Source organism: Mycobacterium canetti CIPT 140010059 (assembly GCF_000253375.1).
GTDB classification, from domain to species: domain Bacteria; phylum Actinomycetota; class Actinomycetes; order Mycobacteriales; family Mycobacteriaceae; genus Mycobacterium; species Mycobacterium tuberculosis.
Genome location: NC_015848.1, coordinates 4,093,780 through 4,118,651, shown reverse-complemented (window position 1 = coordinate 4,118,651; position 24,872 = coordinate 4,093,780). Strand labels below are relative to the sequence as shown.

Here is a 24,872-nt window from a genome sequence, read left to right as displayed (position 1 = left end):
GGCTAGGTCAGTTCCCAGACCACCGTGACCGAGAAGCCCACCGTCTGCTGGCCGGGTTCCAGCGGCACCGCGGATAGGCCGCGCGGCGGCGCCGGCGCCTCGTGCGTGGGCGCGGCGCCAGATGCCTCGGAGATCGAGATCACCTTGCCCAGCCGCAGTCCCGACAGTTGTGCGTACTGTTCCGCACGGTTCTTGGCGTCTTGGAAGGCGCGCGCCCGGGCATCCTTCACCAGCTGCGAGTCGTCGCCAATCGAGTAGCTGACCGAGCTGATCCGGGTGGCGTCACCGCCGGTGCTGACGACGAGGGCCAGCAGCCGCGATGCGGCGTCGGTCGGGTGGATCTTGACCTCAATGGCGTTATCGGCCCGGTATGCGGTGATGGTGGCGGTTCCGGCCGGTTCCGGATTGCTGTACTGCGGTGCCACGGTGACCCCGGTGGTGCGGATGTCCTTGCGGTCCAGGCCGGCACCCACCAGGGCATCGATCACCGCTTGCTGGCGATCATTGGTCTGGTTCATCGCGCTGGTGACGTCGGCCGCGGTGAACTGGATGCCGACGTCAGCGATCAACGTGTCCGGCACACCCTGCACTTGCCCGGATCCGAACACGGTCACCTGCCGCGGATCAGCGCCGAGCGATCCCGAGTTGTGGGAATCGCACCCCGACAATGCGGCGGCCAGGCCGGCGGCAACCAGCGCGATCGAATGACGGACCAATCGGATCATGCCTGGCACCCTAGCGTCTGAGCCGTTGAATCGGTCGACGGTTGCTTCAGCGTGGCGTGGTGTGCGCAAGCTGCGCATTATAGGGCCCGCCAATGCCAGTACCCCGAAATTCATACCAAACTCAAATTACTTGTTACCAATGAATTTCAGGGGAATTTCAAAAGCTACGGAAATGCCCTTGAAGTAAATGAATTGTTATTGACTTAGCCGTGAACAACCTGTGTGAAGTCTGTGATGTTCCTATAAGGATGGCTAGCCTGTCGTGTGGTCTTCAGCGGGGAACGCCGAAAGCTATTGATGCAACGTGCATTAGAGGGAGGAAAATACCATGTCGATCATGCACGCCGAGCCAGAGATGCTGGCTGCGACCGCGGGGGAACTGCAGTCGATCAACGCCGTTGCGCGGGCCGGAAATGCAGCGGTGGCGGGCCCGACGACGGGTGTGGTTCCGGCCGCCGCTGATTTGGTGTCCCTGCTAACCGCCTCCCAGTTTGCCGCGCATGCACAGCTGTACCAGGCGATTAGTGCCGAGGCGATGGCGGTCCAGGAGCAGTTGGCGACCACGCTGGGCATCAGCGCCGGTTCATATGCGGCCACCGAGGCTGCCAACGCCGCCACGATCGCTTAGGAGAGGCCGATGCTGGACTTTGCTCAGTTACCGCCGGAGGTCAACTCCGCGCTGATGTACGCCGGACCCGGTTCGGGACCGATGCTGGCTGCCGCGGCGGCCTGGGAGGCGCTGGCCGCCGAGTTGCAAACCACGGCGTCCACCTACGACGCTCTGATCACTGGCCTGGCCGACGGGCCATGGCAGGGGTCCTCCGCGGCGTCCATGGTGGCTGCCGCCACGCCCCAGGTGGCGTGGTTGAGGAGCACCGCCGGGCAGGCCGAGCAAGCCGGCAGCCAAGCGGTGGCAGCGGCGAGTGCTTATGAGGCGGCGTTTTTCGCGACCGTGCCGCCCCCGGAGATCGCGGCCAACAGGGCGTTGTTGATGGCGTTGCTGGCGACGAACTTCCTTGGCCAGAACACGGCGGCGATCGCGGCCACCGAGGCGCAATACGCCGAGATGTGGGCCCAGGATGCGGCCGCGATGTACGGCTATGCTGGCGCGTCGGCGGCGGCGACGCAGTTGTCGCCATTCAATCCGGCGGCGCAGACCATCAACCCGGCCGGGCTGGCCAGCCAGGCCGCATCTGTCGGACAAGCTGTCAGCGGGGCCGCAAATGCGCAAGCCCTCACCGACATTCCTAAAGCGTTGTTTGGGCTTAGCGGAATCTTCACCAATGAACCGCCTTGGCTCACCGACCTTGGCAAGGCGCTCGGTTTGACCGGGCACACCTGGTCCTCGGACGGTAGCGGGCTCATCGTGGGCGGAGTGCTTGGCGACTTTGTGCAGGGTGTGACCGGGTCGGCAGAACTTGATGCCAGCGTGGCCATGGACACGTTCGGCAAATGGGTCTCGCCCGCTCGGCTCATGGTCACCCAATTCAAGGACTACTTTGGCCTGGCGCACGACCTGCCGAAGTGGGCGAGTGAAGGCGCCAAAGCCGCCGGTGAGGCCGCCAAGGCGTTGCCGGCCGCCGTTCCGGCCATTCCGAGTGCTGGCCTGAGCGGCGTTGCGGGCGCCGTCGGTCAGGCGGCGTCGGTCGGGGGATTGAAGGTTCCGGCCGTTTGGACCGCCACGACCCCGGCGGCGAGCCCCGCGGTGCTGGCGGCGTCCAACGGCCTCGGAGCCGCGGCCGCCGCTGAAGGTTCGACACACGCGTTTGGCGGGATGCCGCTCATGGGTAGCGGTGCCGGACGTGCGTTTAACAACTTCGCTGCCCCTCGATACGGATTCAAGCCGACCGTGATCGCCCAACCGCCGGCTGGCGGATGACCAACTACGTTCGTTGATCGAGGATCGAATTCGACGATTCAAAGGGAGGAATTCATATGACCTCGCGTTTTATGACGGATCCGCACGCGATGCGGGACATGGCGGGCCGTTTTGAGGTGCACGCCCAGACGGTGGAGGACGAGGCTCGCCGGATGTGGGCGTCCGCGCAAAACATTTCCGGTGCGGGCTGGAGCGGTCAGGCCGAGGCGACCTCGCTAGACACCATGACCCAGATGAATCAGGCGTTTCGCAACATCGTGAACATGCTGCACGGGGTGCGTGACGGGCTGGTTCGCGACGCCAACAACTACGAACAGCAAGAGCAGGCCTCCCAGCAGATCCTCAGCAGCTGACCCGGCCCGACGACTCAGGAGGACACATGACCATCAACTATCAATTCGGGGACGTCGACGCTCATGGCGCCATGATCCGCGCTCTGGCCGGGTCGCTGGAGGCCGAGCATCAGGCCATCATTTCTGATGTGTTGACCGCGAGTGACTTTTGGGGCGGCGCCGGTTCGGCGGCCTGCCAGGGGTTCATTACCCAGCTGGGCCGTAACTTCCAGGTGATCTACGAGCAGGCCAACGCCCACGGGCAGAAGGTGCAGGCTGCCGGCAACAACATGGCACAAACCGACAGCGCCGTCGGCTCCAGCTGGGCCTAACCCGGGTCCTAAGTTGGGTCCGCGCAGGGCGGGCCGATCAGCGTCGACTTTGGCGCCCGATACACGGGCATGTCGTCGTCGGGAACACTGCGCCCGCGCGCGTCAGCTGCCCGCTTCCCCTTGTTCGGCGACGTGCTCGGTGATGGCTTTGACGACCGCTTCGCCGGCGCGGCCAATCAATTGGTCGCGCTTGCCTCTAGCCCATTCGTGCGACGCCCGCGGCGCCGCGAGTTGTCCCTTGAAATAAGGAATCACAGCACGGGCGAACAGCTCATAGGAGTGAAAGGTTGCCGGTGGCGGGGCCCAGTCGTGGCCGAGCAGTAGCAACGTTCCGAAGCCACCCGACCGGTGCAGCAAGTCTTCAATGTGGGCGATCGCGTCATCGGGCGTGCCGATGCAGCAATTTCCCTTGGCCGCGTATTGCTCGACGAATTCCCGAGACGACTGGGTGCCTTCCACGGTGTTCGCCAACGGGACAAACCCTGCCGCGCCGAAGTACCTCGAGAAGTCGGGTAACCCGTAAGTGCAGTCGTCGATCGCCTGGTCGCGGCTGTCCGACAAGTGCATGATGCTCAACACCCGCCAATCGGCGCGATCCGGCTCGCCCCGCCCAGCTTTGGCGGCCTGCTCCCGCACCACGCCCCACGCTGTTTCCAGCGCAGCGTAGCCGCCGGGCACTGACATTGACAGTGATAACAGCGACGTGCCCAGCGCACCGGCCAGTCGCGGACCCGATGGCGAAATCATGGCTGCGGTAGCGATTTCGGGGTACGGCCAGGTGTAGGGGCGGATGTGCAATTGCGCTTCACGCAGGGTGAACCAGTCGGAGTGGCGGTCGATTCGCTCGTCAGGTGCGGCACGGAACAGCGCGAGAATCGCCTCGAGGGACTCCTGCATCATTCGTCGCTGCTCGACCGGATCGATGCCCATCATGTAGGCGTCCGACGGCAGCGCGCCGGGGCCGGTGCCGAACATGACCCGCCCACGGGTCAGGTGATCCAGCAGCACCCAACGGTCGGCCACCATCAGCGGATGATGGTAGGGCAGCGAAACCACTCCGGTACCTAGCCGGATGTGGGTGGTCCGTTCCGCTGCGGCCGCGATAAACACCTCCGGGCAAGCGATCAGCTCGTAGCCACCGGAGTGGTGTTCGCCAAACCACGCCTCGTCGTAGCCGAGCCGGTCCAGCGCAACGACGCGCTCCATGTCGTATTGCAACGCCACGGTCGGGGATTGACCGGTCGGATGGAATGGCGTGATGAAAACGCCAAAACGCAACGGTGCCTTCATCGCAACTCCAACCCCGTCAGGAACTCCAGCAGGGCCGCGGTCACCTCACCGGGACGTTCCTGCTGCAGCCAGTGACCGGCCCCGTCGATCAGCACCTCGCGATACGGGCCGGAGATCACCTCCGCAGCGCGGTCGGTGCGGGTGAACGTCAAGACGGGATCGGCTGTGCCCGCAATGAACAACGAGGGCACGGAGATCGTCTTGCCGGCGAGGTCGGCCGTGGTCTCCCAGTTGCGGTCGAAGTTGCGGTACCAGTTCAGGCCGCCGGTGAAACCGGTGCGGGTGAACTCGCCGATGTAGTGGTCGAGTTCCTCCTGACTAATCCAGGCCGGCAACCCGGCCGGCTCCGGAAGCCGATCGATAAAGCCGTCGGGGCCGGGCGCCAGCATACGCATTGCCGCGCTCTGATCGCCCGGAGGGCGCAGACCGCCGATCATTCGGCGCATCGTGCGGGCCGGGTCGCCATTGAGTTCGGCGTCGGCGATGCCGGGCTCCTGGAAATAAAGGATGTAGAAGAAGTTCTCCCCAAACCTGCTGCGGAACGCTTGCGTCGGCGGCACCTGTGCCCGGGGCAGCGCGGGGACGCTCAACGCGGCAACGGCGGCGACTCGGTCAGCGTGCAGCAGTGGCGCGTTCCACACCACCACGGCACCCCAGTCATGACCAACCCAGACCGCCCGCTCGGCACCGACATCATCTAGTAGGCCCACTAGGTCAGCGGTCAACCGGTGAATGTCGTAGGCCTCGATCGCCTCTGGGCGAGACGATCCGCCGTAACCGCGCTGATCGGGAGCCAACACGTGGTAGCCGGCGTCGGCAAGCGCAGGAATCTGGTGTCTCCATGAATAGGCCAGTTCGGGAAAGCCGTGGGCCAGTATCACCACGGGTGCGCCGGGCTCACCGGCCTCGACCACTCGCAGTCGCACGCCGTTGGTATCAACTAACCGTTCGGTAGGTGCGCCCATCGTCTCACCAAATCACACCGGGCACCGGCCTGAGAAGGGCTTGGGGAGCAGCCAGAGGCGATTGTCGCGGGTGCTGCCGCGCATCATTGATCGGCCGGCCGGACCAGTCGGGCCTCCCTTGACGTCCGGATCGCACTTCCTGTGCAGCTGGCATGGCTGCAGCTCACAGTGACTGCCCCACGATTGCCGGCCAGGTCCAGTTCAAATTCCGGTGAATTCGCGGACAAAAGCAGCAGGTCAACCAACCGCAGTCAGTCGAGGGTCCCAAACGTGAGCCAATCGGTGAAATGGCTTGCTGCAGTGACACCGGTCACAGGCTTAGCCGACAGCACCGGAATAGCTCAGGCGGGCTATAGAGTCCTATAGAAACATTTGCTGATAGAATTAACCGCTGTCTTGGCGTGATCTTGATACGGCTCGCCGTGCGACCGGTTGGCTCAGTAGCTGACCACCATGTAACCCATCCTCGGCAGGTGTCTACTAAGGCGAGACACCGCATTGGTGGGGCTGCATCGCAAATCGGTCCGAGCATGTAGCACTGCCGTTATCCCGGGATAGCAAACCACCCGGAACCAGGGCTATCCCAGTCGCTCTCCGACGGAGGCCGTTTCGCTTTCCGTTGCCCGATAACTCCCGAGTGGATATCGGCGTTATCAGATTCAGGCTTTTCTTCGCAAGGTACCGGTGTTCGCTATATTCGGATATCTCGGACGGATAATTACTAAAACTTCAGTGGTTTAGATAAGGCCGCCGCAATACTTCGCCGATCTTGCCGAGCGCAACGGATTTCCATCGTCGGTTTTCGTCGCCTTATCAAACATGATCGGAGATAATGACAGATCGGCCTAGCTAGGTGTTTAGCGGACGCGATTTAGGACAACCGAGATTTGCTTTGCCTCGCAACCATGAGAGCGCCCCGCTTCGACACCGAATCGGGTGAGTGATGGTGGGTTAGCACAGCCCTGATTGCGCCACCGGCGAGGTGATTGTGCCCGCCACGAGGCCGCCGCCGGCTAGCCCCATGAGCACACTATATAGACTCTCCTGCAACAGATCTCATACCGATCGAAGGCGAAGCGCAGGCATCGACGTCGGAGACACTGCCTTGGGATCGCGCCGCCTACACGGCGGTTGGCGCATTGTCGCAGCGCAGTTGCAGGAGGGCAAATGTGCGCAGACGATGTAGTCGACAACAAGTGAACATGCCGTCTTCACGAACTCAAAACTGACGATCTGCTTAGCATGAAAAAAACTGTTGACATCGGCCAAGCATGACAGCCAGACTGTAGGCCCTACGCGTGCAATGCAGAATCAAGTCTATGCATGGAATCGACGACCGTTGAGATAGGCGGCAGGCATGAGCAGAGCGTTCATCATCGATCCAACGATCAGTGCCATTGACGGCTTGTACGACCTTCTGGGGATTGGAATACCCAACCAAGGGGGTATCCTTTACTCCTCGCTAGAGTACTTCGAAAAAGCCCTGGAGGAGCTGGCAGCGGCGTTTCCGGGTGATGGCTGGTTAGGTTCGGCCGCGGACAAATACGCCGGCAAAAACCGCAACCACGTGAATTTTTTCCAGGAACTGGCAGATCTCGATCGTCAGCTCATCAGCCTGATCCACGACCAGGCCAACGCGGTCCAGACGACCCGCGACATCCTGGAGGGCGCCAAGAAAGGTCTCGAGTTCGTGCGCCCGGTGGCTGTGGACCTGACCTACATCCCGGTCGTCGGGCACGCCCTGTCGGCCGCCTTCCAGGCGCCGTTTTGCGCGGGCGCGATGGCCGTAGTGGGCGGCGCGCTTGCCTACTTGGTCGTGAAAACGCTGATCAACGCGACTCAACTCCTCAAATTGCTTGCCAAATTGGCGGAGTTGGTCGCGGCCGCCATTGCGGACATCATTTCGGATGTGGCGGACATCATCAAGGGCATCCTCGGAGAAGTGTGGGAGTTCATTACAAACGCGCTCAACGGCCTGAAAGAGCTTTGGGACAAGCTCACGGGGTGGGTGACCGGACTGTTCTCTCGAGGGTGGTCGAACCTGGAGTCCTTCTTTGCGGGCGTCCCCGGCTTGACCGGCGCGACCAGCGGCTTGTCGCAAGTGACTGGCTTGTTCGGTGCGGCCGGTCTGTCCGCATCGTCGGGCTTGGCTCACGCGGATAGCTTGGCGAGCTCAGCCAGCTTGCCCGCCCTGGCCGGCATTGGGGGCGGGTCCGGTTTTGGGGGCTTGCCGAGCCTGGCTCAGGTCCATGCCGCCTCAACTCGGCAGGCGCTACGGCCCCGAGCTGATGGCCCGGTCGGCGCCGCTGCCGAGCAGGTCGGCGGGCAGTCGCAGCTGGTCTCCGCGCAGGGTTCCCAAGGTATGGGCGGACCCGTAGGCATGGGCGGCATGCACCCCTCTTCGGGGGCGTCGAAAGGGACGACGACGAAGAAGTACTCGGAAGGCGCGGCGGCGGGCACTGAAGACGCCGAGCGCGCGCCAGTCGAAGCTGACGCGGGCGGTGGGCAAAAGGTGCTGGTACGAAACGTCGTCTAACGGCATGGCGAGCCAAATCCATCGCTAGCCAGCGCCTAACAACGCGCAATGCTAAACGGAAGGGACACGATCAATGACGGAAAACTTGACCGTCCAGCCCGAGCGTCTCGGTGTACTGGCGTCGCACCATGACAACGCGGCGGTCGATGCCTCCTCGGGCGTCGAAGCTGCCGCTGGCCTAGGCGAATCTGTGGCGATCACTCACGGTCCGTACTGCTCACAGTTCAACGACACGTTAAATGTGTACTTGACTGCCCACAATGCCCTGGGCTCGTCCTTGCATACGGCCGGTGTCGATCTCGCCAAAAGTCTTCGAATTGCGGCGAAGATATATAGCGAGGCCGACGAAGCGTGGCGCAAGGCTATCGACGGGTTGTTTACCTGACCACGTTTGCTGCCCGCAGTGCAGGCCACAGCGTCTTCCCAACGACCTGTTCGGACTGACCACGCCAGCTGCCCGGGCCGACCCTTCCCGGGTGGCAATGAATTCCGAAGGGACGGTGGACTTGCCCGGAAATGACTTTGACAGCAACGATTTCGACGCCGTGGATCTCTGGGGCGCCGACGGCGCGGAGGGCTGGACTGCGGATCCGATTATTGGCGTCGGGTCGGCGGCGACCCCGGACACCGGACCCGACCTGGACAATGCCCACGGTCAGGCGGAGACGGACACCGAACAAGAGATCGCGCTTTTTACCGTGACGAATCCCCCACGCACGGTGTCGGTATCGACGCTGATGGACGGCCGGATTGACCATGTCGAGCTGTCGGCCAGGGTGGCCTGGATGAGTGAGTCGCAGCTCGCTTCTGAGATCCTGGTGATTGCCGACCTGGCGCGGCAGAAGGCGCAGTCGGCCCAGTACGCCTTCATCCTTGACAGGATGAGTCAACAGGTCGATGCAGATGAACACCGCGTCGCACTGCTACGTAAGACCGTGGGCGAAACCTGGGGGTTACCATCGCCGGAAGAAGCCGCGGCAGCAGAAGCTGAGGTGTTCGCGACGCGCTATAGCGACGATTGTCCAGCACCAGACGACGAGAGCGATCCATGGTGAGTTGAACCGCCCCGGCCGCTGCGGTGACTCTGGTGCTCCGCGTGTTTCCCGACTGGGCTCACAATTCGCGGCTCAGCATTAATAGAGCCCGTTGACCTGTGAGTTTGCTTGGTGACGGGTCGAATATTGTGCACTCAATGCCAAAGCTGCGGCGCGCCTTCATGGCGGGCCGGCCGCCCAGGAGCACCTGGACGCCCAGACAGCCAACCGGGGCTGCGCCGAACCACGTTCGCGCGCTGGATGACTCAATTGACCCGAGTTCTGCTCCCGTTGCCCGTGCTGCTCTTTAGTCACGTCCGCAACACTGGACTCCACGGGGGGCGATGGTCGCTGTGCTCACCTATGCGCGACAACCCGCTGCACCCGGCTGTGGGCTGATTGCCTGGCTCCTCCTCGGCCCGCTTTGCGGGCCGTATTGTCGCCAGGCGCGGGGTTTGCGGGCTCTTCGCAGATGAGGGTGTAGGGCGGGTCGGCGCGTCGTTGCCGGGTAGGGGTCGAGGTCTTTCGATGATGGGCGGTTCCACGCTGCCGAAAAGGAAGACCTCGGCGTGTCTGCCCGAGGCACTAGGTCGCAAGGGTAACCGTCGACACACGTTGACGGGGTGAGGCCAAGCGGGCGCCGAGCGTGAACTGAGGGCGAGATTTCGGCCGATTCTCCGCCCTCAGTTCACGCTGGGCGACGGCGCCAACGGGCTGCCCCTGGCCGGTCGCACCAAGACGCCGCATACGTACCAAACGGGCTCTTCATGATCGAGGGTGTAGTCGGGGTTTGAATCCGCCGGTTTCCAGGAGGGATCGGGTGATGTAGTGGGTGAGGTTGCGGAATCCCAGCGCAGAGCCGCGTAGGTGTTCGAGGCGGCCGTTGATCGCCTCGGTGGGTCCGTTGGATGTGCCCGGCCGGTCGAAGTAGGCCAGCACGTCGGCGGCGCGTTTCTTCAATGTGCGCCCCAGGGTGATGACCTCGGTCAGTGCCGCGGGGACCGCGTCGCTGATCGACTCGATCAGCGTGCTCATCAGCTCGCGGCCCCTGCGGCGGTCGGGGTGGCGGTAGGCGCTGATCATGCGCTGGTAGATGCCCCAGGTCGCCTCGACTTCGATGTGGGTGTCGACGGCGAATAGCTTTGTCAGCCGGTCTTTTTGCTTGTCGGTGAGCAGGTCGGCTCCGGTCTGCAGGGTGCGCCGCGCGGCGTAGAGCGGATCGGTCTTGCGACCGCGGTGTCCGCAGGTGTCGAGTTGAACGCGGCGCCGGCATTTATCCAGCGCCTCACCACCGAGCCGCACCACGTGGAAGGGATCCATCACCGCCACCGCGTCGGGCAGTTCCTCGCTGGTGGCGGTCTTAAACCCGGTGAACCCGTCCATCGCCACCACTTCCACCGCCTGGCGCCAGGATTCTTCTCGTTCGGCCAGCCAGGTCTTGAAGGCCTGTTTGGAGCGTCCTTCGACCATGTCCAGCAGCCGGGCCGGGCCGGTGCCCTCACGGATGCCGGTCAGGTCGATGATCACGGTGACGTACTTGTCGCCGCGCCGCGTGTGGCGCCACACGTGTTCGTCGACCCCGATCACCGTGACTTCGTCGAACCTGCCCGCATCGTCGATCAACACCCGCTTGCCCTCGGCCAACACGGCGTTGTTGGCGGTGTTCCACGACACCCCCAGCCCTTCGGCGACACGGGCGATGGTGAGGTGTTGGCACACAACGGCTTCCAATGCCCACCGCAGCCCATGGCGCGACAACTTCGCCCGCGGCTCGGCTGCCGCGCTGCTGTCTTGCCGCCACACATGAGCGCAGCCGGCACACCGGTAGCGGCGCACGGTGAGCACCAAGGTCGTCGGGCGCCACCCGAAGGGCTCATGAGTAGCCCTGTGTCAAGCCGCCGTTTGGCGAACTTGGTTACGGAGAGCCTGCAGGGCTCGGTGTTGGGTGGGATCGTAAGCGACGCCGTCTTGCCAGCAGTGCCAGATGACGTAAAGCCAGGCGCGGGCGAGGATGCGTACGGCGTGAGGGTGGTCGTGGCCGCGGGCTCGGGCGCGGTTGTAAAGGTCGGCGGCCCAGGGGTTGGCTCGGCGGCTGTCGCCGGCGAAGTCGCAGACGGCGTCGCGGAGTTGTTTGTCTGCGGCCCAACGGAACCCGACGTGGGTGACTTTGCCGGACTGGCGGGTGGAGGGGGCGACGCCGGCCAAGCAGGCCAGCGATTCGGGCGTGGGAAAACGGGCTCGGCAGTCACCGATCTCGGCGAGCAGCCGGGCCGCGCGCACGGTGCCGGAGCGGGGCAGGGAGGTGAAGATGTGCGCGTCGGCGTGCAGGGCGAGCTGCTCGGCGATCTGCGCGTCGAGGGCCTTGATCTGCGTGGCGATGCTGGTAAGCGCAGCGAGCAGGGCGCGGGTGATGTGTGCGTTGGCGGCGCCGTCCTCACCTGTGACACCGCGCGGGGCGCCGGTGAGCCGGCCGTGAAGCACCGCGGGGTCGACGCGCCCGCAGTAGCCGGCGGCGGCCAGCCAGGCGGCCAGGCGCTTGACCGACAACCAGTCTGCGCGGTCCTGGCAGTCGAATCGGGTCAGGAACGCCAGGCTGATCGGCGAGTCGATGTCGGCGAACAGCCCGACCACGCCCGGAAAGACGATGCGCAGGTGCGCGCGCAGCTGGTTGGCCAACGCCACCCGGTGCCCGACCAGGTCTTTGCGAGCGCGACAGGTCCGGCGCAGGGTGGCCGTGGCCGCGGTGTCGGGCAGCAGTGGACGCAGCCGGGACCGGTCGGTGCGCAGCGTGTCGGCGAGCACGAACGCGTCGAAGCGGTCGTCCTTGTTGCCGGCCGAGCCGTAACGGCCGCGCAGATTCTTCAGCTGGTTCGGGCTGATCACCACCACCGTGAGCCCGGCCTCGAGCAGGGTGTCCACCACCGGGCCGTCCGGGCGTTCGATGGCGACCTCGCGCACACCGGCCCGGTTCAGCAGCTCGAGCAGCTCGCGCAGTCCGGCGGCGTTGTGCTCGATCGTGGCGCGGCGAACCTCGCGGCCACGCGCATCGACGATCGATACCGCGTGATCGTCTCGCGCCCAATCAATTCCACCCGTGACGCCGTTCTGCGGCTCGTCGCGCAATGTGGTTTCGGCAGTAGACTCCATAACAGCCTCCTCGCTGCTAGACCCAGTGGGGAGGCACCCTCGTGCGAGGCCCGAACGCGGCTGCCGCATCGCTCACTGTTCGGCGCTCGTCGGCGCTCAGTCCTGTCGACGGTCGGCGCGTCCGGGGCAACCGCCGGACTCCGCAAAACTCATGATGGACATCACGGCTGTCAAGCGAGCAGGGCGATAACCCAGCGGCGCCTCGGGTGCATCGGGCAATCCATCCAAGATCACCGACACAAGGATGGTGCACCAGTGAGCCAATCGGCGGGTCACGGTATCCCGTACCTGGCCTTGCTCGCCGCAACGTCGACACCATCGATCCTCGTCGGTGATCCGACACGCCGCCACCGCCCGCTCGGAATCCAGGTATTGGCCGGTCACCTCCACCCCGAGCTCATCAAGCCGGCAGAAAGCGGTCAGACCGGGGCGGACAAAGCCCGCACCACCGGTAGCGTCGTGCACGTCGAGGTCTTTCGGATGAGAGGTGTAGGAACCCCCATCATCGGAAGACCTCGACCCCTACCCGGCAACGACGCGCCGACCCGCCCTACACCCTCAACTGCGAAGAGCCGGTTTGCGATCGCCACGCGGCTGATGGTGGCGACCCGCTGCACCCGGCTCCGCCGGGTTTGCGATCGCCACGAGCGGTAACCTGGACTTTCCAGCTGCGTGTATCGGGAAGGACCTGGCCGGCACGGCCGATGATCGATGAACCGGAAAAACGTGACTCGCACCATAACAGCGATCGCCGTCGTGGTGCTGCTCGGCTGGTCGTTCTTTTACTTCAGCGACGACACCCGCGGCTACAAGCCCGTTGATACCTCGGTGGCAATAGCGCAGATCAACGGCGACAACGTCAAGAGCGCACAGATCGACGATCGCGAGCAACAGCTGCGGTTGATCCTGAAGAAGGGTAACAACGAGACCGACGGGTCCGAGAAGGTCATCACCAAGTACCCCACCGGGTACGCCGTCGACCTGTTCAACGCGCTCAGCGCCAAAAACGCGAAGGTCAGCACGGTCGTCAACCAAGGCAGCATCCTGGGCGAGCTGCTGGTCTACGTGCTGCCGCTGCTGTTGCTGGTGGGGCTGTTCGTGATGTTCTCCCGCATGCAAGGCGGCGCCCGGATGGGCTTCGGGTTCGGCAAGTCACGCGCCAAGCAACTGAGCAAGGACATGCCCAAGACCACCTTCGCCGACGTCGCGGGTGTCGACGAGGCGGTCGAGGAGCTCTACGAGATCAAGGACTTCCTGCAGAACCCCAGCAGGTACCAAGCGCTGGGCGCCAAGATCCCCAAAGGCGTGCTGCTCTACGGGCCGCCGGGAACCGGTAAGACGTTGCTGGCTCGTGCGGTGGCCGGCGAAGCCGGAGTGCCGTTCTTCACCATCTCCGGCTCCGACTTCGTCGAAATGTTCGTCGGCGTCGGCGCATCCCGCGTCAGAGACCTGTTCGAGCAGGCCAAGCAGAACAGCCCGTGCATCATCTTCGTCGACGAGATCGACGCCGTCGGCCGACAAAGAGGCGCCGGGCTGGGCGGCGGTCACGACGAGCGTGAGCAGACCCTCAACCAGTTGCTAGTCGAAATGGACGGTTTTGGCGATCGCGCCGGCGTCATCCTGATCGCGGCCACCAACCGGCCCGACATCCTGGACCCGGCGCTGTTGCGGCCGGGCCGCTTCGACCGCCAGATCCCGGTATCCAACCCCGATCTGGCGGGTCGGCGGGCGGTGCTGCGCGTGCACTCCAAGGGCAAGCCGATGGCCGCGGACGCCGACCTCGACGGACTGGCCAAGCGGACCGTCGGCATGACCGGAGCCGACCTGGCCAACGTCATCAACGAGGCGGCGCTGCTGACCGCCCGGGAGAACGGCACCGTCATCACCGGTCCCGCCCTCGAGGAAGCGGTGGACCGGGTGATCGGCGGCCCGCGCCGCAAAGGCCGGATCATCAGCGAGCAGGAGAAGAAGATCACCGCCTATCACGAGGGCGGGCACACCCTGGCCGCTTGGGCGATGCCCGATATCGAGCCGATTTATAAGGTGACGATCCTGGCGCGCGGGCGTACCGGCGGGCACGCGGTGGCGGTGCCGGAAGAAGACAAGGGCCTGCGGACCCGATCGGAAATGATCGCGCAACTGGTGTTCGCGATGGGTGGGCGCGCCGCCGAAGAACTGGTGTTTCGTGAGCCGACCACCGGCGCGGTGTCCGACATCGAGCAGGCCACCAAGATAGCGCGCTCAATGGTCACCGAATTTGGAATGAGCTCCAAGCTGGGCGCGGTCAAATACGGCTCCGAACACGGCGACCCGTTCCTCGGACGTACCATGGGCACCCAGCCGGACTACTCCCACGAGGTCGCCCGCGAGATCGACGAAGAGGTCCGCAAGCTTATCGAGGCGGCGCATACCGAAGCGTGGGAAATCCTGACCGAATACCGCGACGTGCTGGACACTTTGGCCGGCGAGCTGCTGGAAAAGGAGACCCTGCACCGACCCGAGTTGGAAAGCATCTTCGCTGACGTCGAAAAGCGGCCGCGGCTCACCATGTTCGACGACTTCGGTGGCCGGATCCCGTCGGACAAACCGCCCATCAAGACACCCGGCGAGCTCGCGATCGAACGCGGCGAACCTTGGCCCCAGCCGGTCCCCGAGCCGGCGTTCAAGGCGGCGATTGCGCAGGCTACCCAAGCCGCTGAGGCCGCCCGGTCCGACGCCGGCCAAACCGGGCACGGCGCCAACGGTTCGCCCGCCGGCACCCACCGGTCCGGTGACCGCCAGTACGGCTCCACCCAGCCTGACTACGGTGCCCCGGCGGGCTGGCATGCGCCGGGATGGCCCCCAAGGTCATCTCATCGGCCCAGCTATAGCGGTGAACCGGCACCGACGTATCCGGGTCAGCCCTACCCGACCGGTCAAGCCGATCCGGGTTCCGATGAGTCCTCGGCGGAGCAGGATGACGAGGTCAGTCGGACCAAGCCGGCCCACGGCTGACGAACGGAGCATTCGATGTCGCAGCTGGATTCGCGCAGCGCATCTGCTCGTATCCGTGTGTTCGACCAGCAACGTGCCGAGGCCGCGGTGCGCGAATTGCTGTACGCGATCGGCGAGGATCCGGATAGGGACGGCTTGGTAGCCACCCCGTCCCGGGTTGCCCGGTCATACCGCGAAATGTTCGCCGGGCTCTACACCGACCCCGACTCGGTGTTGAACACCATGTTCGACGAAGACCACGACGAGCTGGTGTTGGTCAAGGAAATCCCTATGTACTCCACCTGCGAACACCACCTGGTGGCGTTCCACGGTGTGGCCCACGTCGGCTACATCCCGGGCGACGACGGCAGGGTGACCGGCTTGTCAAAGATCGCGCGACTGGTCGATCTGTACGCCAAGCGACCTCAGGTCCAGGAGCGGCTCACCAGTCAGATCGCCGATGCCCTGATGAAAAAACTCGATCCACGCGGGGTAATCGTGGTGATCGAGGCTGAGCATCTGTGCATGGCGATGCGCGGGGTTCGCAAGCCCGGCTCGGTCACCACTACGTCGGCGGTGCGCGGACTGTTCAAAACCAATGCCGCTTCTCGAGCCGAAGCGCTCGACCTCATTTTGCGGAAGTGAGTCCGGCGCCCGTGCAGGTGATGGGGGTTCTAAACGTCACGGACGACTCTTTCTCGGACGGCGGGTGTTATCTCGATCTCGACGATGCGGTGAAGCACGGTCTGGCGATGGCAGCCGCAGGTGCGGGCATCGTCGACGTCGGTGGTGAGTCGAGCCGGCCCGGTGCCACTCGGGTTGACCCGGCGGTGGAGACGTCTCGTGTCATACCCGTCGTCAAAGAGCTTGCAGCACAAGGCATCACCGTCAGCATCGATACCATGCGCGCGGATGTCGCTCGGGCGGCGTTGCAGAACGGTGCCCAGATGGTCAACGACGTGTCGGGTGGGCGGGCCGATCCGGCGATGGGGCCGCTGTTGGCCGAGGCCGATGTGCCGTGGGTGTTGATGCACTGGCGGGCGGTATCGGCCGATACCCCGCATGTGCCTGTGCGCTACGGCAACGTGGTGGCCGAGGTCCGTGCCGATCTGCTGGCCAGCGTCGCCGACGCGGTGGCCGCAGGCGTCGACCCGGCAAGGCTGGTGCTCGATCCCGGGCTTGGATTCGCCAAGACGGCGCAACATAATTGGGCGATCTTGCATGCCCTTCCGGAACTGGTCGCGACCGGAATCCCAGTGCTGGTGGGTGCTTCGCGCAAGCGCTTCCTCGGTGCGTTGTTGGCCGGGCCCGACGGCGTGATGCGGCCAACCGATGGGCGTGACACCGCGACGGCCGTGATTTCCGCGCTGGCCGCACTGCACGGGGCCTGGGGTGTGCGGGTGCATGATGTGCGGGCCTCGGTCGATGCCATCAAGGTGGTCGAAGCGTGGATGGGAGCGGAAAGGATAGAACGCGATGGCTGACCGAATCGAACTGCGCGGCCTGACCGTGCATGGTCGGCACGGGGTCTACGACCACGAGCGAGTGGCCGGGCAGCGGTTTGTCATCGATGTCACCGTGTGGATAGACCTGGCCGAGGCCGCCAACAGCGACGATTTGGCCGACACCTATGACTACGTGCGGCTGGCTTCGCGGGCGGCCGAGATCGTCGCCGGACCCCCGCGGAAGCTGATCGAAACGGTCGGGGCCGAGATCGCTGATCACGTGATGGACGACCAGCGAGTGCATGCCGTTGAGGTGGCGGTACACAAGCCGCAGGCGCCCATTCCGCAGACGTTCGACGATGTGGCGGTGGTGATCCGACGCTCACGGCGCGGCGGCCGCGGTTGGGTAGTCCCGGCGGGCGGCGCGGTATGACGCGGGTAGTGCTCTCGGTTGGCTCCAACCTGGGTGACCGCCTGGCACGATTGCGGTCGGTCGCCGACGGTCTCGGCGATGCGTTGATTGCGGCTTCCCCGATATATGAGGCCGACCCCTGGGGTGGGGTGGAGCAGGGGCAGTTCCTCAATGCGGTGCTGATCGCCGACGATCCTACCTGCGAACCGCGGGAGTGGCTGCGGCGGGCGCAGGAGTTCGAGCGCGCTGCGGGCAGGGTGCGTGGCCAGCGCTGGGGTCCACGAAATCTCGACGTCGACCTGATCGCCTGCTACCAGACCTCGGCCACCGAGGCTCTGGTCGAAGTGACCGCGCGGGAGAACCACCTCACGCTGCCGCACCCACTGGCGCATCTGCGGGCCTTTGTGTTGATCCCGTGGATTGCCGTCGACCCAACGGCGCAGCTGACGGTTGCCGGGTGCCCGCGGCCCGTCACGCGACTGCTGGCCGAGCTGGAGCCCGCCGACCGCGACAGTGTGCGGTTGTTTAGGCCGTCGTTCGATCTGAATAGCAGACACCCCGTCAGTCGGGCACCGGAAAGCTGATGGGACCGACCCGAAAACGTGATCTGACCGCCGCGGTGGTCGGCGCCGCGGCGGTGGGATATCTGTTGGTGGCGGTGCTTTACCGGTGGTTTCCGCCGATCACGGTGTGGACGGGCTTGTCCTTGCTCGCGGTCGCGGTCGCCGAGGCGTTGTGGGCTCGCTACGTGCGGGTCAAGATCAGCGATGGCGAGATCGGAGACGGGCCCGGCTGGCTGCACCCGCTTGTGGTGGCGCGCAGCTTGATGGTAGCCAAGGCCTCGGCCTGGGTGGGTGCGCTGGTGACGGGGTGGTGGATCGGGGTGCTGGCGTACTTCCTGCCGCGGCGGTCATGGCTGCGGGCGGCCGCCGAGGACACCACTGGCACGGTGGTGGCGGCGGGCAGCGCGCTAGCGTTGGTGGTTGCCGCGCTTTGGCTGCAACATTGTTGCAAGTCTCCGCAGGATCCGACCGAGCACGCCGACGGCGCGGAAAGCTAGCCCACACCCGACGGTGCCGCGCGCTGCGTCGGCCATGGCCGAACCGGCGATGGGCGTCGGTCGTCGACGTTGCTGGCCGGGCGGCCGACCCGGAATGCGGGGTTGTCTACGCGGCGAATTTGGCCGAACTGCCTACCCGGCTAAGCCATGCGGGAATCGCCGGACCGGCGCGACACGCGGATTGACCTCGCCCGGGTACAGTCAGGCCATGACCGTTCTGTCCCGCGGCGCCCGGGTCCGGCGCGGCGGCCGCAGGCCGGGTTGGGTGCTTTTGACGGCGTTGCTGGTCCTGGCGATTGGGGCCAGTTCCGCATTGGTTTTCACCGATCGCGTGGAACTTCTCAAGCTCGCTGTTCTGCTGGCGCTGTGGGCGGCGGTCGCGGGTGCGTTTGTGTCGGTGCTTTACCGCCGGCAAAGCGACGTGGATCAGGCCCGGGTGCGTGACCTGAAGCTGGTCTATGACCTTCAGTTGGATCGCGAGATTTCGGCGCGCCGGGAGTACGAGCTGACCCTGGAATCTCAGCTGCGCCGCGAGCTGGCCTCGGAGTTGCGCGCTCAGGCCGCCGACGAGGTAGCAGCCCTGCGGGCCGAACTGGCCGCGCTGCGAACCAGCCTGGAGATTTTGTTCGACGCCGACCTCGAGCACCGTCCGGCGCTGGGGACCGTGGAGAAAGAGGCCAGGGCCGCGCGTGCCCTCGATGGCGAGAGCCCTCCCGCGGACTGGGTATCCAGCGATCGGGTTATGGCGGTCCGCGGGGGTGATGGCGCCAGCCGCACCGACGAGGCCTCGATCATCGATGTGCCGGAGGTGGGGGTACCACCGGTGAGCGGAGGACCGCGGCATTATGAGGCTCCGCCACCGCCGCAACCTGAGCCGTTATTCGAGCCGCGCCACCGGCCCCCGCCGCTCCCGCCGCAACAGGAGCCACCAGTCTGGCAGCCGGTCACCAGCCACGGGCAGTGGCTGCCTGCCGGAACACCTGGCAGCCAGTGGGCATCCGTCGAACCCGAAACCACGCCGGCGGCCCCGCCGCCGGGGCGCCGGCGCCGCGCCCGGCATGCCAGCCCAGCAGACCAGGCCTACAATCCGCCCGCCTACGTCGAGCTCGCGGCACAATACGGTGAATCCGGTCGCCGGTCGCGTCATTCGGCGGAGCACCGCGACCATGACAACGGCGGCTCCGGTGCCGGGACGGGTGAGCGTCCGCCGTCACCTCCAATGGCCCCGCCGCCGCCTGCTGAGCCCACACCCCGGCACCGCACCGCGGACGCGCCGCCGGATGACTCCGGTGGTTTGCATGCGCGGGACCCGCTAACCGGCGGCCAGTCGGTCGCCGACCTTATGGCGAGGCTTCAGGTCGAGTCGACCGGAGGCGGCCGGCGTCGCCGCCGCGGTGAATAGCGGCGCCGCTTGTGCCAGGGTGTACCCGCCCGATTGCCGCCGGCAACCGACACTGTTGGTGTAGTGACCAAATCAGCAGTGCCCCGGGTGGGTCTTGACGTGCAAATCGACTACAGTCTTGGTGACCGTCCGGTACCCGGGCATGGGACTGGAACGAACCAAGAAACCTGTGAGGCCGTCTGCTATGGAGCGGTTCGACGGTTTGCGTCCGGCCAGGCTCAAGGTGGGGATCATCTCGGCTGGCCGGGTCGGCACCGCGCTAGGGGTCGCGCTGCAGCGCGCCGACCATGTTGTGGTGGCGTGCAGCGCCATCTCTCATGCGTCCCGGCGGCGCGCGCAGCGCCGGCTGCCTGATACCCCGGTGCTGCCACCGCCGGACGTCGCGGCCAGCGCTGAGCTGCTGCTATTGGCCGTCACCGACAGCGAACTCGCCGGCTTGGTGTCCGGTTTGGCCGCCACCTCGGCGGTGCGGCCACAAACGATTGTGGCGCATACCTCCGGTGCTAACGGGATCGCCATTCTGGCGCCGCTAGCCCAACAGGGCTGCATACCACTGGCGATTCACCCGGCGATGACGTTCACCGGCTCCGACGAGGACATCGGCCGGCTGCCGGATACCTGCTTCGGGATCACCGCGGCCAACGACGTCGGGTACGCGATCGGACAGTCACTGGTTCTTGAGATGGGCGGGGAGCCGTTCTGCGTACGCGAAGATGCCCGCATCGTCTACCACGCTGCGCTGGCCCATGCGAGCAACCACGTGGTGACGGTGCTGGCCGACGCTCTCGAGGCGTTGCGTGCCGCCCTGCGCGGGGGGGAACTGCTCGGCCAACAAACCGTCGACGACCAGCCGGGCGGGATTGCGGAACGCATAGTTGGGCCGCTGGCCAGAGCGGCGCTGGAGAACACGCTGCAGCGGGGACAGGCCGCGCTCACCGGGCCGGTCGCCCGTGGTGACGCGGCCGCGGTCGCGGATCATCTGGCGGCCCTCGCGGACGTCGACGCAGCGCTGGCCCAGGCATACCGGATAAACGCGCTGCGGACCGCGCAGCGCGCACACGCCCCCGCGGATGTCGTCGAGGTTTTGACGGCATGACGATTCCTGCGTTCCATCCCGGTGAACTCAATGTGTACTCGGCACCGGGGGATGTCGCCGATGTCAGTCGCGCACTGCGACTCACCGGCCGGCGAGTGATGTTGGTGCCTACTATGGGTGCGCTGCACGAAGGCCACCTCGCGTTGGTGCGTGCGGCCAAGCGGGTGCCCGGATCGGTCGTCGTCGTGTCGATCTTCGTCAACCCGATGCAATTCGGTGCCGGGGAAGATCTCGACGCCTATCCCCGCACCCCGGACGACGACCTGGCGCAACTGCGGGCCGAAGGCGTGGAAATCGCTTTCACGCCAACTACCGCGGCGATGTATCCCGACGGCCTGCGCACCACCGTGCAACCCGGTCCGTTGGCCGCCGAACTCGAGGGCGGCCCGCGGCCAACCCATTTCGCCGGCGTGCTGACGGTCGTGCTAAAGCTGCTGCAGATCGTGCGCCCGGATCGGGTGTTCTTCGGTGAGAAGGACTACCAGCAGCTGGTGCTGATCCGGCAGCTGGTCGCGGACTTCAACCTCGATGTCGCGGTGGTCGGCGTGCCGACCGTGCGCGAAGCCGACGGGCTGGCGATGTCGTCGCGCAACCGCTACCTGGACCCGGCCCAGCGTGCGGCGGCCGTCGCGCTCTGCGCGGCGCTAACGGCCGCAGCGCATGCGGCAACGGCCGGCGCGCAGGCCGCGCTGGATGCCGCCCGTGCGGTGCTCGACGCTGCACCCGGCGTGGCGGTCGACTACCTGGAGCTGCGCGATATCGGGCTTGGCCCGATGCCGCTCAACGGTTCCGGTCGGCTGCTGGTTGCTGCCCGGCTTGGCACCACCAGGCTGCTGGACAACATTGCGATTGAAATCGGAACTTTCGCCGGCACCGACCGCCCGGACGGATACCGGGCAATCCTCGAATCACATTGGAGAAACTGATGTTACGGACGATGCTGAAGTCGAAGATCCACCGCGCGACGGTGACCTGCGCCGACCTGCACTACGTCGGCTCGGTGACCATCGATGCCGACTTGATGGACGCCGCCGACCTGCTGGAAGGCGAACAGGTAACCATCGTCGATATCGACAACGGTGCTCGACTGGTCACCTACGCGATCACCGGCGAACGCGGCAGTGGTGTGATTGGCATCAACGGTGCCGCCGCGCACTTGGTGCATCCGGGGGATCTGGTGATTCTGATTGCGTACGCGACGATGGACGACGCCCGGGCCCGCACATACCAGCCGCGGATCGTGTTTGTCGACGCTTACAACAAACCGATCGACACGGGCCACGATCCGGCATTTGTGCCCGAAAACGCGGGCGAGCTGCTAGACCCCCGGCTCGGTGTGGGATAGCCGTGCTGCTGGCGATTGACGTCCGCAACACCCACACCGTTGTGGGCCTGCTGTCCGGAATGAAAGAGCACGCAAAGGTCGTGCAGCAGTGGCGGATACGCACCGAATCCGAAGTCACCGCCGACGAACTGGCACTGACGATCGACGGGCTGATCGGCGAGGATTCCGAGCGGCTCACCGGTACCGCCGCCTTGTCCACGGTCCCGTCCGTGCTGCACGAGGTGCGGATAATGCTCGACCAGTACTGGCCGTCGGTGCCGCACGTGCTGATCGAGCCCGGAGTACGCACCGGGATCCCTTTGCTCGTCGACAACCCGAAGGAAGTGGGCGCAGACCGCATCGTGAACTGTTTGGCCGCCTATGACCGGTTCCGGAAGGCGGCCATCGTCGTCGACTTTGGATCCTCGATCTGTGTTGATGTTGTATCGGCCAAGGGTGAATTTCTTGGCGGCGCCATCGCGCCCGGGGTGCAGGTGTCTTCCGATGCCGCGGCGGCCCGCTCGGCGGCATTGCGCCGCGTTGAACTGGCCCGCCCACGTTCGGTGGTTGGCAAGAACACCGTCGAATGCATGCAAGCCGGTGCGGTGTTCGGCTTCGCCGGGCTGGTAGACGGGTTGGTAGGCCGCATCCGCGAGGACGTGTCCGGTTTCTCCGTCGACCACGATGTCGCGATCGTGGCCACCGGGCATACCGCGCCCCTGCTGCTGCCGGAATTGCACACCGTCGACCATTACGACCAGCACCTGACCTTGCAGGGTCTGCGGCTGGTGTTCGAGCGTAACCTCGAAGTCCAGCGCGGCCGGCTCAAGACGGCGCGCTGACGTCGATGCCGGCATCGAGTCTGGGTACCGGGTCGCCCGCCGCCGACAGGCTCGACGCCACCCACGAGCGTCGGCGTGAGGTCATTTAAGCTGGCACGTCGTGAGTGCCGCTGACACAGCAGAAGACCTTCCTGAGCAGTTCCGGATTCGCCGGGACAAGCGCGCTCGCTTGCTGGCCCAGGGGCGCGATCCCTATCCCGTCGCGGTGCCGCGCACTCACACGTTGGCCGAGGTTCGCGCCGCCCACCCTGACTTGCCGATCGATACCGCGACCGAAGACATCGTCGGCGTCGCGGGCCGAGTGATCTTTGCGCGCAACTCGGGAAAGCTATGCTTTGCGACACTTCAGGACGGCGATGGTACCCAGCTGCAAGTGATGATCAGCCTCGACAAGGTCGGCCAGGCTGCTCTCGACGCATGGAAAGCCGATGTCGACCTGGGCGACATCGTCTACGTGCATGGCGCGGTGATCAGTTCGCGCCGCGGCGAGCTGTCCGTCCTGGCGGACTGCTGGCGGATCGCCGCCAAGTCGCTGCGGCCGCTTCCCGTCGCGCACAAAGAGATGAGTGAAGAGTCGCGGGTTCGTCAGCGCTATGTTGACCTCATCGTTCGACCGGAAGCGCGCGCGGTGGCTCGACTACGGATCGCCGTCGTCCGCGCGATCCGGACGGCGCTTCAACGTCGTGGGTTCCTGGAAGTCGAGACGCCCGTCTTGCAGACGTTAGCCGGTGGTGCGGCGGCCCGTCCGTTCGCCACTCATTCCAATGCCCTAGACATCGATCTGTACCTGCGGATCGCGCCGGAACTGTTCCTCAAGCGCTGCATCGTGGGTGGTTTCGACAAGGTCTTCGAACTTAATCGAGTGTTCCGAAACGAAGGAGCCGATTCCACGCATTCCCCGGAATTCTCCATGCTGGAGACCTACCAGACCTACGGAACCTATGACGATTCGGCAGTCGTCACCCGGGAGCTTATTCAAGAGGTGGCCGATGAGGCGATCGGAACCAGACAACTGCCGTTGCCCGACGGCAGTGTCTATGACATCGACGGAGAATGGGCGACTATACAAATGTACCCGTCGCTGTCTGCGGCGCTCGGTGAAGAGATCACACCGCAGACGACGGTCGATCGCTTACGTGGGATCGCCGATAGCCTTGGCCTGGAGAAAGACCCAGCGATTCATGACAACCGTGGCTTCGGCCACGGCAAACTCATCGAGGAACTCTGGGAGCACACAGTGGGCAAGAGCTTGAGCGCACCCACATTTGTCAAGGATTTTCCGGTGGAGACAACGCCTTTGACCCGTCAGCACCGCAGTATCCCCGGCGTAACCGAGAAGTGGGACCTCTATCTGCGCGGAATCGAACTTGCCACCGGCTACTCGGAATTAAGCGACCCGGTAGTCCAGCGGGAGAGATTCGCCGACCAGGCCCGTGCCGCGGCCGCTGGCGATGACGAAGCGATGGTGCTTGACGAGGATTTTCTGGCCGCTCTGGAGTACGGCATGCCACCGTGCACCGGAACCGGAATGGGTATCGATCGGTTGTTGATGTCTTTGACTGGGTTGTCAATTAGGGAGACAGTTTTGTTCCCGATTGTTCGACCACACTCCAACTGAACTGTGGGTGTTGTGTCTGGATTGAGTATTCTGCGTTCTTATGGCAGATTGGTGACCGGGGAGTCTATCCGTACTGCACAGGAAGAAACGCGAGGGTAAGCCAATGGCGAAGAAAGTAACCGTCACCTTGGTCGACGATTTCGACGGTTCGGGCGCCGCCGACGAAACGGTCGAATTCGGGCTTGACGGGGTGACCTATGAGATCGACCTTTCCACTAAGAATGCCACGAAACTGCGTGGCGACCTGAAGCAATGGGTGGCGGCGGGCCGTCGCGTCGGTGGGCGCCGGCGCGGCCGTTCCGGATCCGGCCGTGGACGTGGCGCGATCGACCGCGAGCAGAGCGCGGCGATCCGCGAATGGGCTCGTCGTAACGGGCACAATGTGTCGACGCGAGGCCGGATCCCGGCCGACGTCATCGACGCATACCACGCGGCGACCTGACATTTGGCTACCGGCGCC

Annotated in this window: 25 protein-coding genes and 2 pseudogenes; 22 read left to right on the top strand and 5 right to left on the bottom strand. The window is 65.1% G+C overall.

Annotated features, from left to right (window positions below):
• Nucleotides 1–2 precede the first annotated feature (2 nt).
• Complete coding sequence (locus MCAN_RS19080; RefSeq protein ID WP_014001835.1) at nucleotides 3–725, bottom strand: SIMPL domain-containing protein; 723 nt, start codon at nucleotides 723–725, stop codon at nucleotides 3–5.
• Between the two features lie 328 nt (nucleotides 726–1,053).
• On the opposite strand from MCAN_RS19080, the gene MCAN_RS19075 reads away from it, so the two are divergent.
• From MCAN_RS19075 to esxV, 4 genes are read left to right on the top strand one after another with little or no spacing between them, the layout of a single operon-like run.
• A complete protein-coding gene (locus MCAN_RS19075; protein ID WP_003899605.1) occupies nucleotides 1,054–1,353 on the top strand; it encodes a PE family protein in 300 nt (99 codons plus the stop codon).
• Nucleotides 1,354–1,362: 9 nt separating this feature from the next.
• A complete protein-coding gene (locus tag MCAN_RS19070; protein ID WP_003900723.1) occupies nucleotides 1,363–2,604 on the top strand; it encodes a PPE family protein in 1,242 nt (413 codons plus the stop codon).
• Between the two features lie 56 nt (nucleotides 2,605–2,660).
• Complete coding sequence (gene esxW, locus MCAN_RS19065; protein WP_014001834.1) at nucleotides 2,661–2,957, top strand: type VII secretion system protein EsxW; 297 nt, start codon at nucleotides 2,661–2,663, stop codon at nucleotides 2,955–2,957.
• Between the two features lie 26 nt (nucleotides 2,958–2,983).
• Nucleotides 2,984–3,268, top strand: a complete 285-nt coding sequence (esxV, locus tag MCAN_RS19060) for a type VII secretion system protein EsxV (protein ID WP_003405333.1) — start codon at nucleotides 2,984–2,986, stop codon at nucleotides 3,266–3,268.
• Between the two features lie 102 nt (nucleotides 3,269–3,370).
• Here the strand turns inward: esxV and MCAN_RS19055 are convergent, their stop codons facing one another.
• On the bottom strand, nucleotides 3,371–4,558 hold the full coding sequence (locus MCAN_RS19055) for an LLM class flavin-dependent oxidoreductase (protein ID WP_003899601.1): 1,188 nt from the start codon (nucleotides 4,556–4,558) through the stop codon (nucleotides 3,371–3,373).
• Nucleotides 4,555–5,523, bottom strand: coding sequence for an epoxide hydrolase EphA (ephA, locus tag MCAN_RS19050; RefSeq protein ID WP_003899600.1), 969 nt, complete (start codon nucleotides 5,521–5,523; stop codon nucleotides 4,555–4,557). Before ephA ends, MCAN_RS19055 begins: the two co-directional genes overlap by 4 nt.
• 1,357 nt (nucleotides 5,524–6,880) lie before the next feature.
• Between ephA and espA the strand changes: the two genes are divergently transcribed.
• The 4 genes from espA (at nucleotide 6,881) to MCAN_RS19030 (ending at nucleotide 9,404) form a co-directional block, all read left to right on the top strand.
• Nucleotides 6,881–8,059, top strand: coding sequence for a type VII secretion system ESX-1 target EspA (espA, locus tag MCAN_RS19045; protein WP_003419551.1), 1,179 nt, complete (start codon nucleotides 6,881–6,883; stop codon nucleotides 8,057–8,059).
• Nucleotides 8,060–8,132: 73 nt separating this feature from the next.
• Nucleotides 8,133–8,444 carry a type VII secretion system ESX-1 filament-forming target EspC gene (gene espC / locus MCAN_RS19040; protein WP_003899599.1) on the top strand — a complete coding sequence of 104 codons (312 nt, stop codon included), beginning with the start codon at nucleotides 8,133–8,135 and terminating at the stop codon, nucleotides 8,442–8,444.
• A gap of 115 nt (nucleotides 8,445–8,559) precedes the next feature.
• On the top strand, nucleotides 8,560–9,114 hold the full coding sequence (gene espD / locus MCAN_RS19035; RefSeq protein ID WP_003419545.1) for a type VII secretion system ESX-1 target EspD: 555 nt from the start codon (nucleotides 8,560–8,562) through the stop codon (nucleotides 9,112–9,114).
• A gap of 128 nt (nucleotides 9,115–9,242) precedes the next feature.
• Nucleotides 9,243–9,404, top strand: coding sequence for a hypothetical protein (locus MCAN_RS19030; RefSeq protein ID WP_014001833.1), 162 nt, complete (start codon nucleotides 9,243–9,245; stop codon nucleotides 9,402–9,404).
• Nucleotides 9,405–9,858: 454 nt separating this feature from the next.
• Here the strand turns inward: MCAN_RS19030 and MCAN_RS19025 are convergent.
• Both MCAN_RS19025 and MCAN_RS19020 read right to left on the bottom strand, forming a co-directional pair.
• Nucleotides 9,859–10,980 (bottom strand): annotated as a pseudogene (locus tag MCAN_RS19025) (ISL3 family transposase); the annotation flags it as partial.
• A gap of 3 nt (nucleotides 10,981–10,983) precedes the next feature.
• Complete coding sequence (locus tag MCAN_RS19020) at nucleotides 10,984–12,240, bottom strand: IS110 family RNA-guided transposase (RefSeq protein ID WP_014001439.1); 1,257 nt, start codon at nucleotides 12,238–12,240, stop codon at nucleotides 10,984–10,986.
• A 78-nt stretch (nucleotides 12,241–12,318) separates the two neighbouring features.
• On the opposite strand from MCAN_RS19020, the pseudogene MCAN_RS23210 reads away from it, so the two are divergent.
• The 14 genes and pseudogenes from MCAN_RS23210 to lsr2 form a co-directional block, all read left to right on the top strand.
• A pseudogene (locus MCAN_RS23210) lies at nucleotides 12,319–12,499 on the top strand (hypothetical protein); the annotation flags it as partial.
• Nucleotides 12,500–12,951: 452 nt separating this feature from the next.
• Complete coding sequence (gene ftsH / locus MCAN_RS19010) at nucleotides 12,952–15,234, top strand: ATP-dependent zinc metalloprotease FtsH (protein WP_014001830.1); 2,283 nt, start codon at nucleotides 12,952–12,954, stop codon at nucleotides 15,232–15,234.
• A gap of 15 nt (nucleotides 15,235–15,249) precedes the next feature.
• Nucleotides 15,250–15,858: a GTP cyclohydrolase I FolE gene (folE, locus tag MCAN_RS19005; protein ID WP_003899597.1), complete on the top strand. Its 609-nt coding sequence runs from the start codon at nucleotides 15,250–15,252 to the stop codon at nucleotides 15,856–15,858.
• Nucleotides 15,855–16,697 carry a dihydropteroate synthase gene (folP, locus tag MCAN_RS19000; RefSeq protein WP_003899596.1) on the top strand — a complete coding sequence of 281 codons (843 nt, stop codon included), beginning with the start codon at nucleotides 15,855–15,857 and terminating at the stop codon, nucleotides 16,695–16,697. Before folE ends, folP begins: the two co-directional genes overlap by 4 nt.
• Nucleotides 16,690–17,091, top strand: a complete 402-nt coding sequence (folB, locus tag MCAN_RS18995; protein ID WP_003419537.1) for a dihydroneopterin aldolase — start codon at nucleotides 16,690–16,692, stop codon at nucleotides 17,089–17,091. Before folP ends, folB begins: the two co-directional genes overlap by 8 nt.
• Entirely contained in the window at nucleotides 17,088–17,654 is a 567-nt protein-coding gene (gene folK / locus MCAN_RS18990; protein ID WP_003419536.1) for a 2-amino-4-hydroxy-6-hydroxymethyldihydropteridine diphosphokinase, read from the top strand. Before folB ends, folK begins: the two co-directional genes overlap by 4 nt.
• On the top strand, nucleotides 17,654–18,130 hold the full coding sequence (locus MCAN_RS18985) for a DUF3180 domain-containing protein (RefSeq protein WP_003419535.1): 477 nt from the start codon (nucleotides 17,654–17,656) through the stop codon (nucleotides 18,128–18,130). The genes folK and MCAN_RS18985 overlap by 1 nt, the downstream gene beginning before the upstream one ends.
• A gap of 208 nt (nucleotides 18,131–18,338) precedes the next feature.
• Nucleotides 18,339–19,532, top strand: coding sequence for a DUF6779 domain-containing protein (locus MCAN_RS18980; protein ID WP_014001829.1), 1,194 nt, complete (start codon nucleotides 18,339–18,341; stop codon nucleotides 19,530–19,532).
• A gap of 184 nt (nucleotides 19,533–19,716) precedes the next feature.
• Nucleotides 19,717–20,628 (top strand): Rossmann-like and DUF2520 domain-containing protein, encoded by a 912-nt coding sequence (locus MCAN_RS18975; RefSeq protein ID WP_014001828.1) that lies wholly within the window; start codon nucleotides 19,717–19,719, stop codon nucleotides 20,626–20,628.
• Nucleotides 20,625–21,554: a pantoate--beta-alanine ligase gene (gene panC / locus MCAN_RS18970; RefSeq protein ID WP_014001827.1), complete on the top strand. Its 930-nt coding sequence runs from the start codon at nucleotides 20,625–20,627 to the stop codon at nucleotides 21,552–21,554. Before MCAN_RS18975 ends, panC begins: the two co-directional genes overlap by 4 nt.
• Nucleotides 21,554–21,973 (top strand): aspartate 1-decarboxylase, encoded by a 420-nt coding sequence (gene panD, locus MCAN_RS18965; protein WP_014001826.1) that lies wholly within the window; start codon nucleotides 21,554–21,556, stop codon nucleotides 21,971–21,973. The genes panC and panD overlap by 1 nt, the downstream gene beginning before the upstream one ends.
• A 2-nt stretch (nucleotides 21,974–21,975) precedes the next feature.
• Nucleotides 21,976–22,794 (top strand): type III pantothenate kinase, encoded by an 819-nt coding sequence (locus MCAN_RS18960; protein WP_003419517.1) that lies wholly within the window; start codon nucleotides 21,976–21,978, stop codon nucleotides 22,792–22,794.
• A 100-nt stretch (nucleotides 22,795–22,894) separates the two neighbouring features.
• The gene (lysS, locus tag MCAN_RS18950) at nucleotides 22,895–24,412 is read left to right on the top strand and encodes a lysine--tRNA ligase (RefSeq protein ID WP_014001825.1); all 1,518 of its coding nucleotides are present in this window, start codon (nucleotides 22,895–22,897) and stop codon (nucleotides 24,410–24,412) included.
• 103 nt (nucleotides 24,413–24,515) lie between these two features.
• Entirely contained in the window at nucleotides 24,516–24,854 is a 339-nt protein-coding gene (gene lsr2 / locus MCAN_RS18945) for a histone-like nucleoid-structuring protein Lsr2 (RefSeq protein ID WP_003419513.1), read from the top strand.
• Nucleotides 24,855–24,872: the final 18 nt, after the last annotated feature.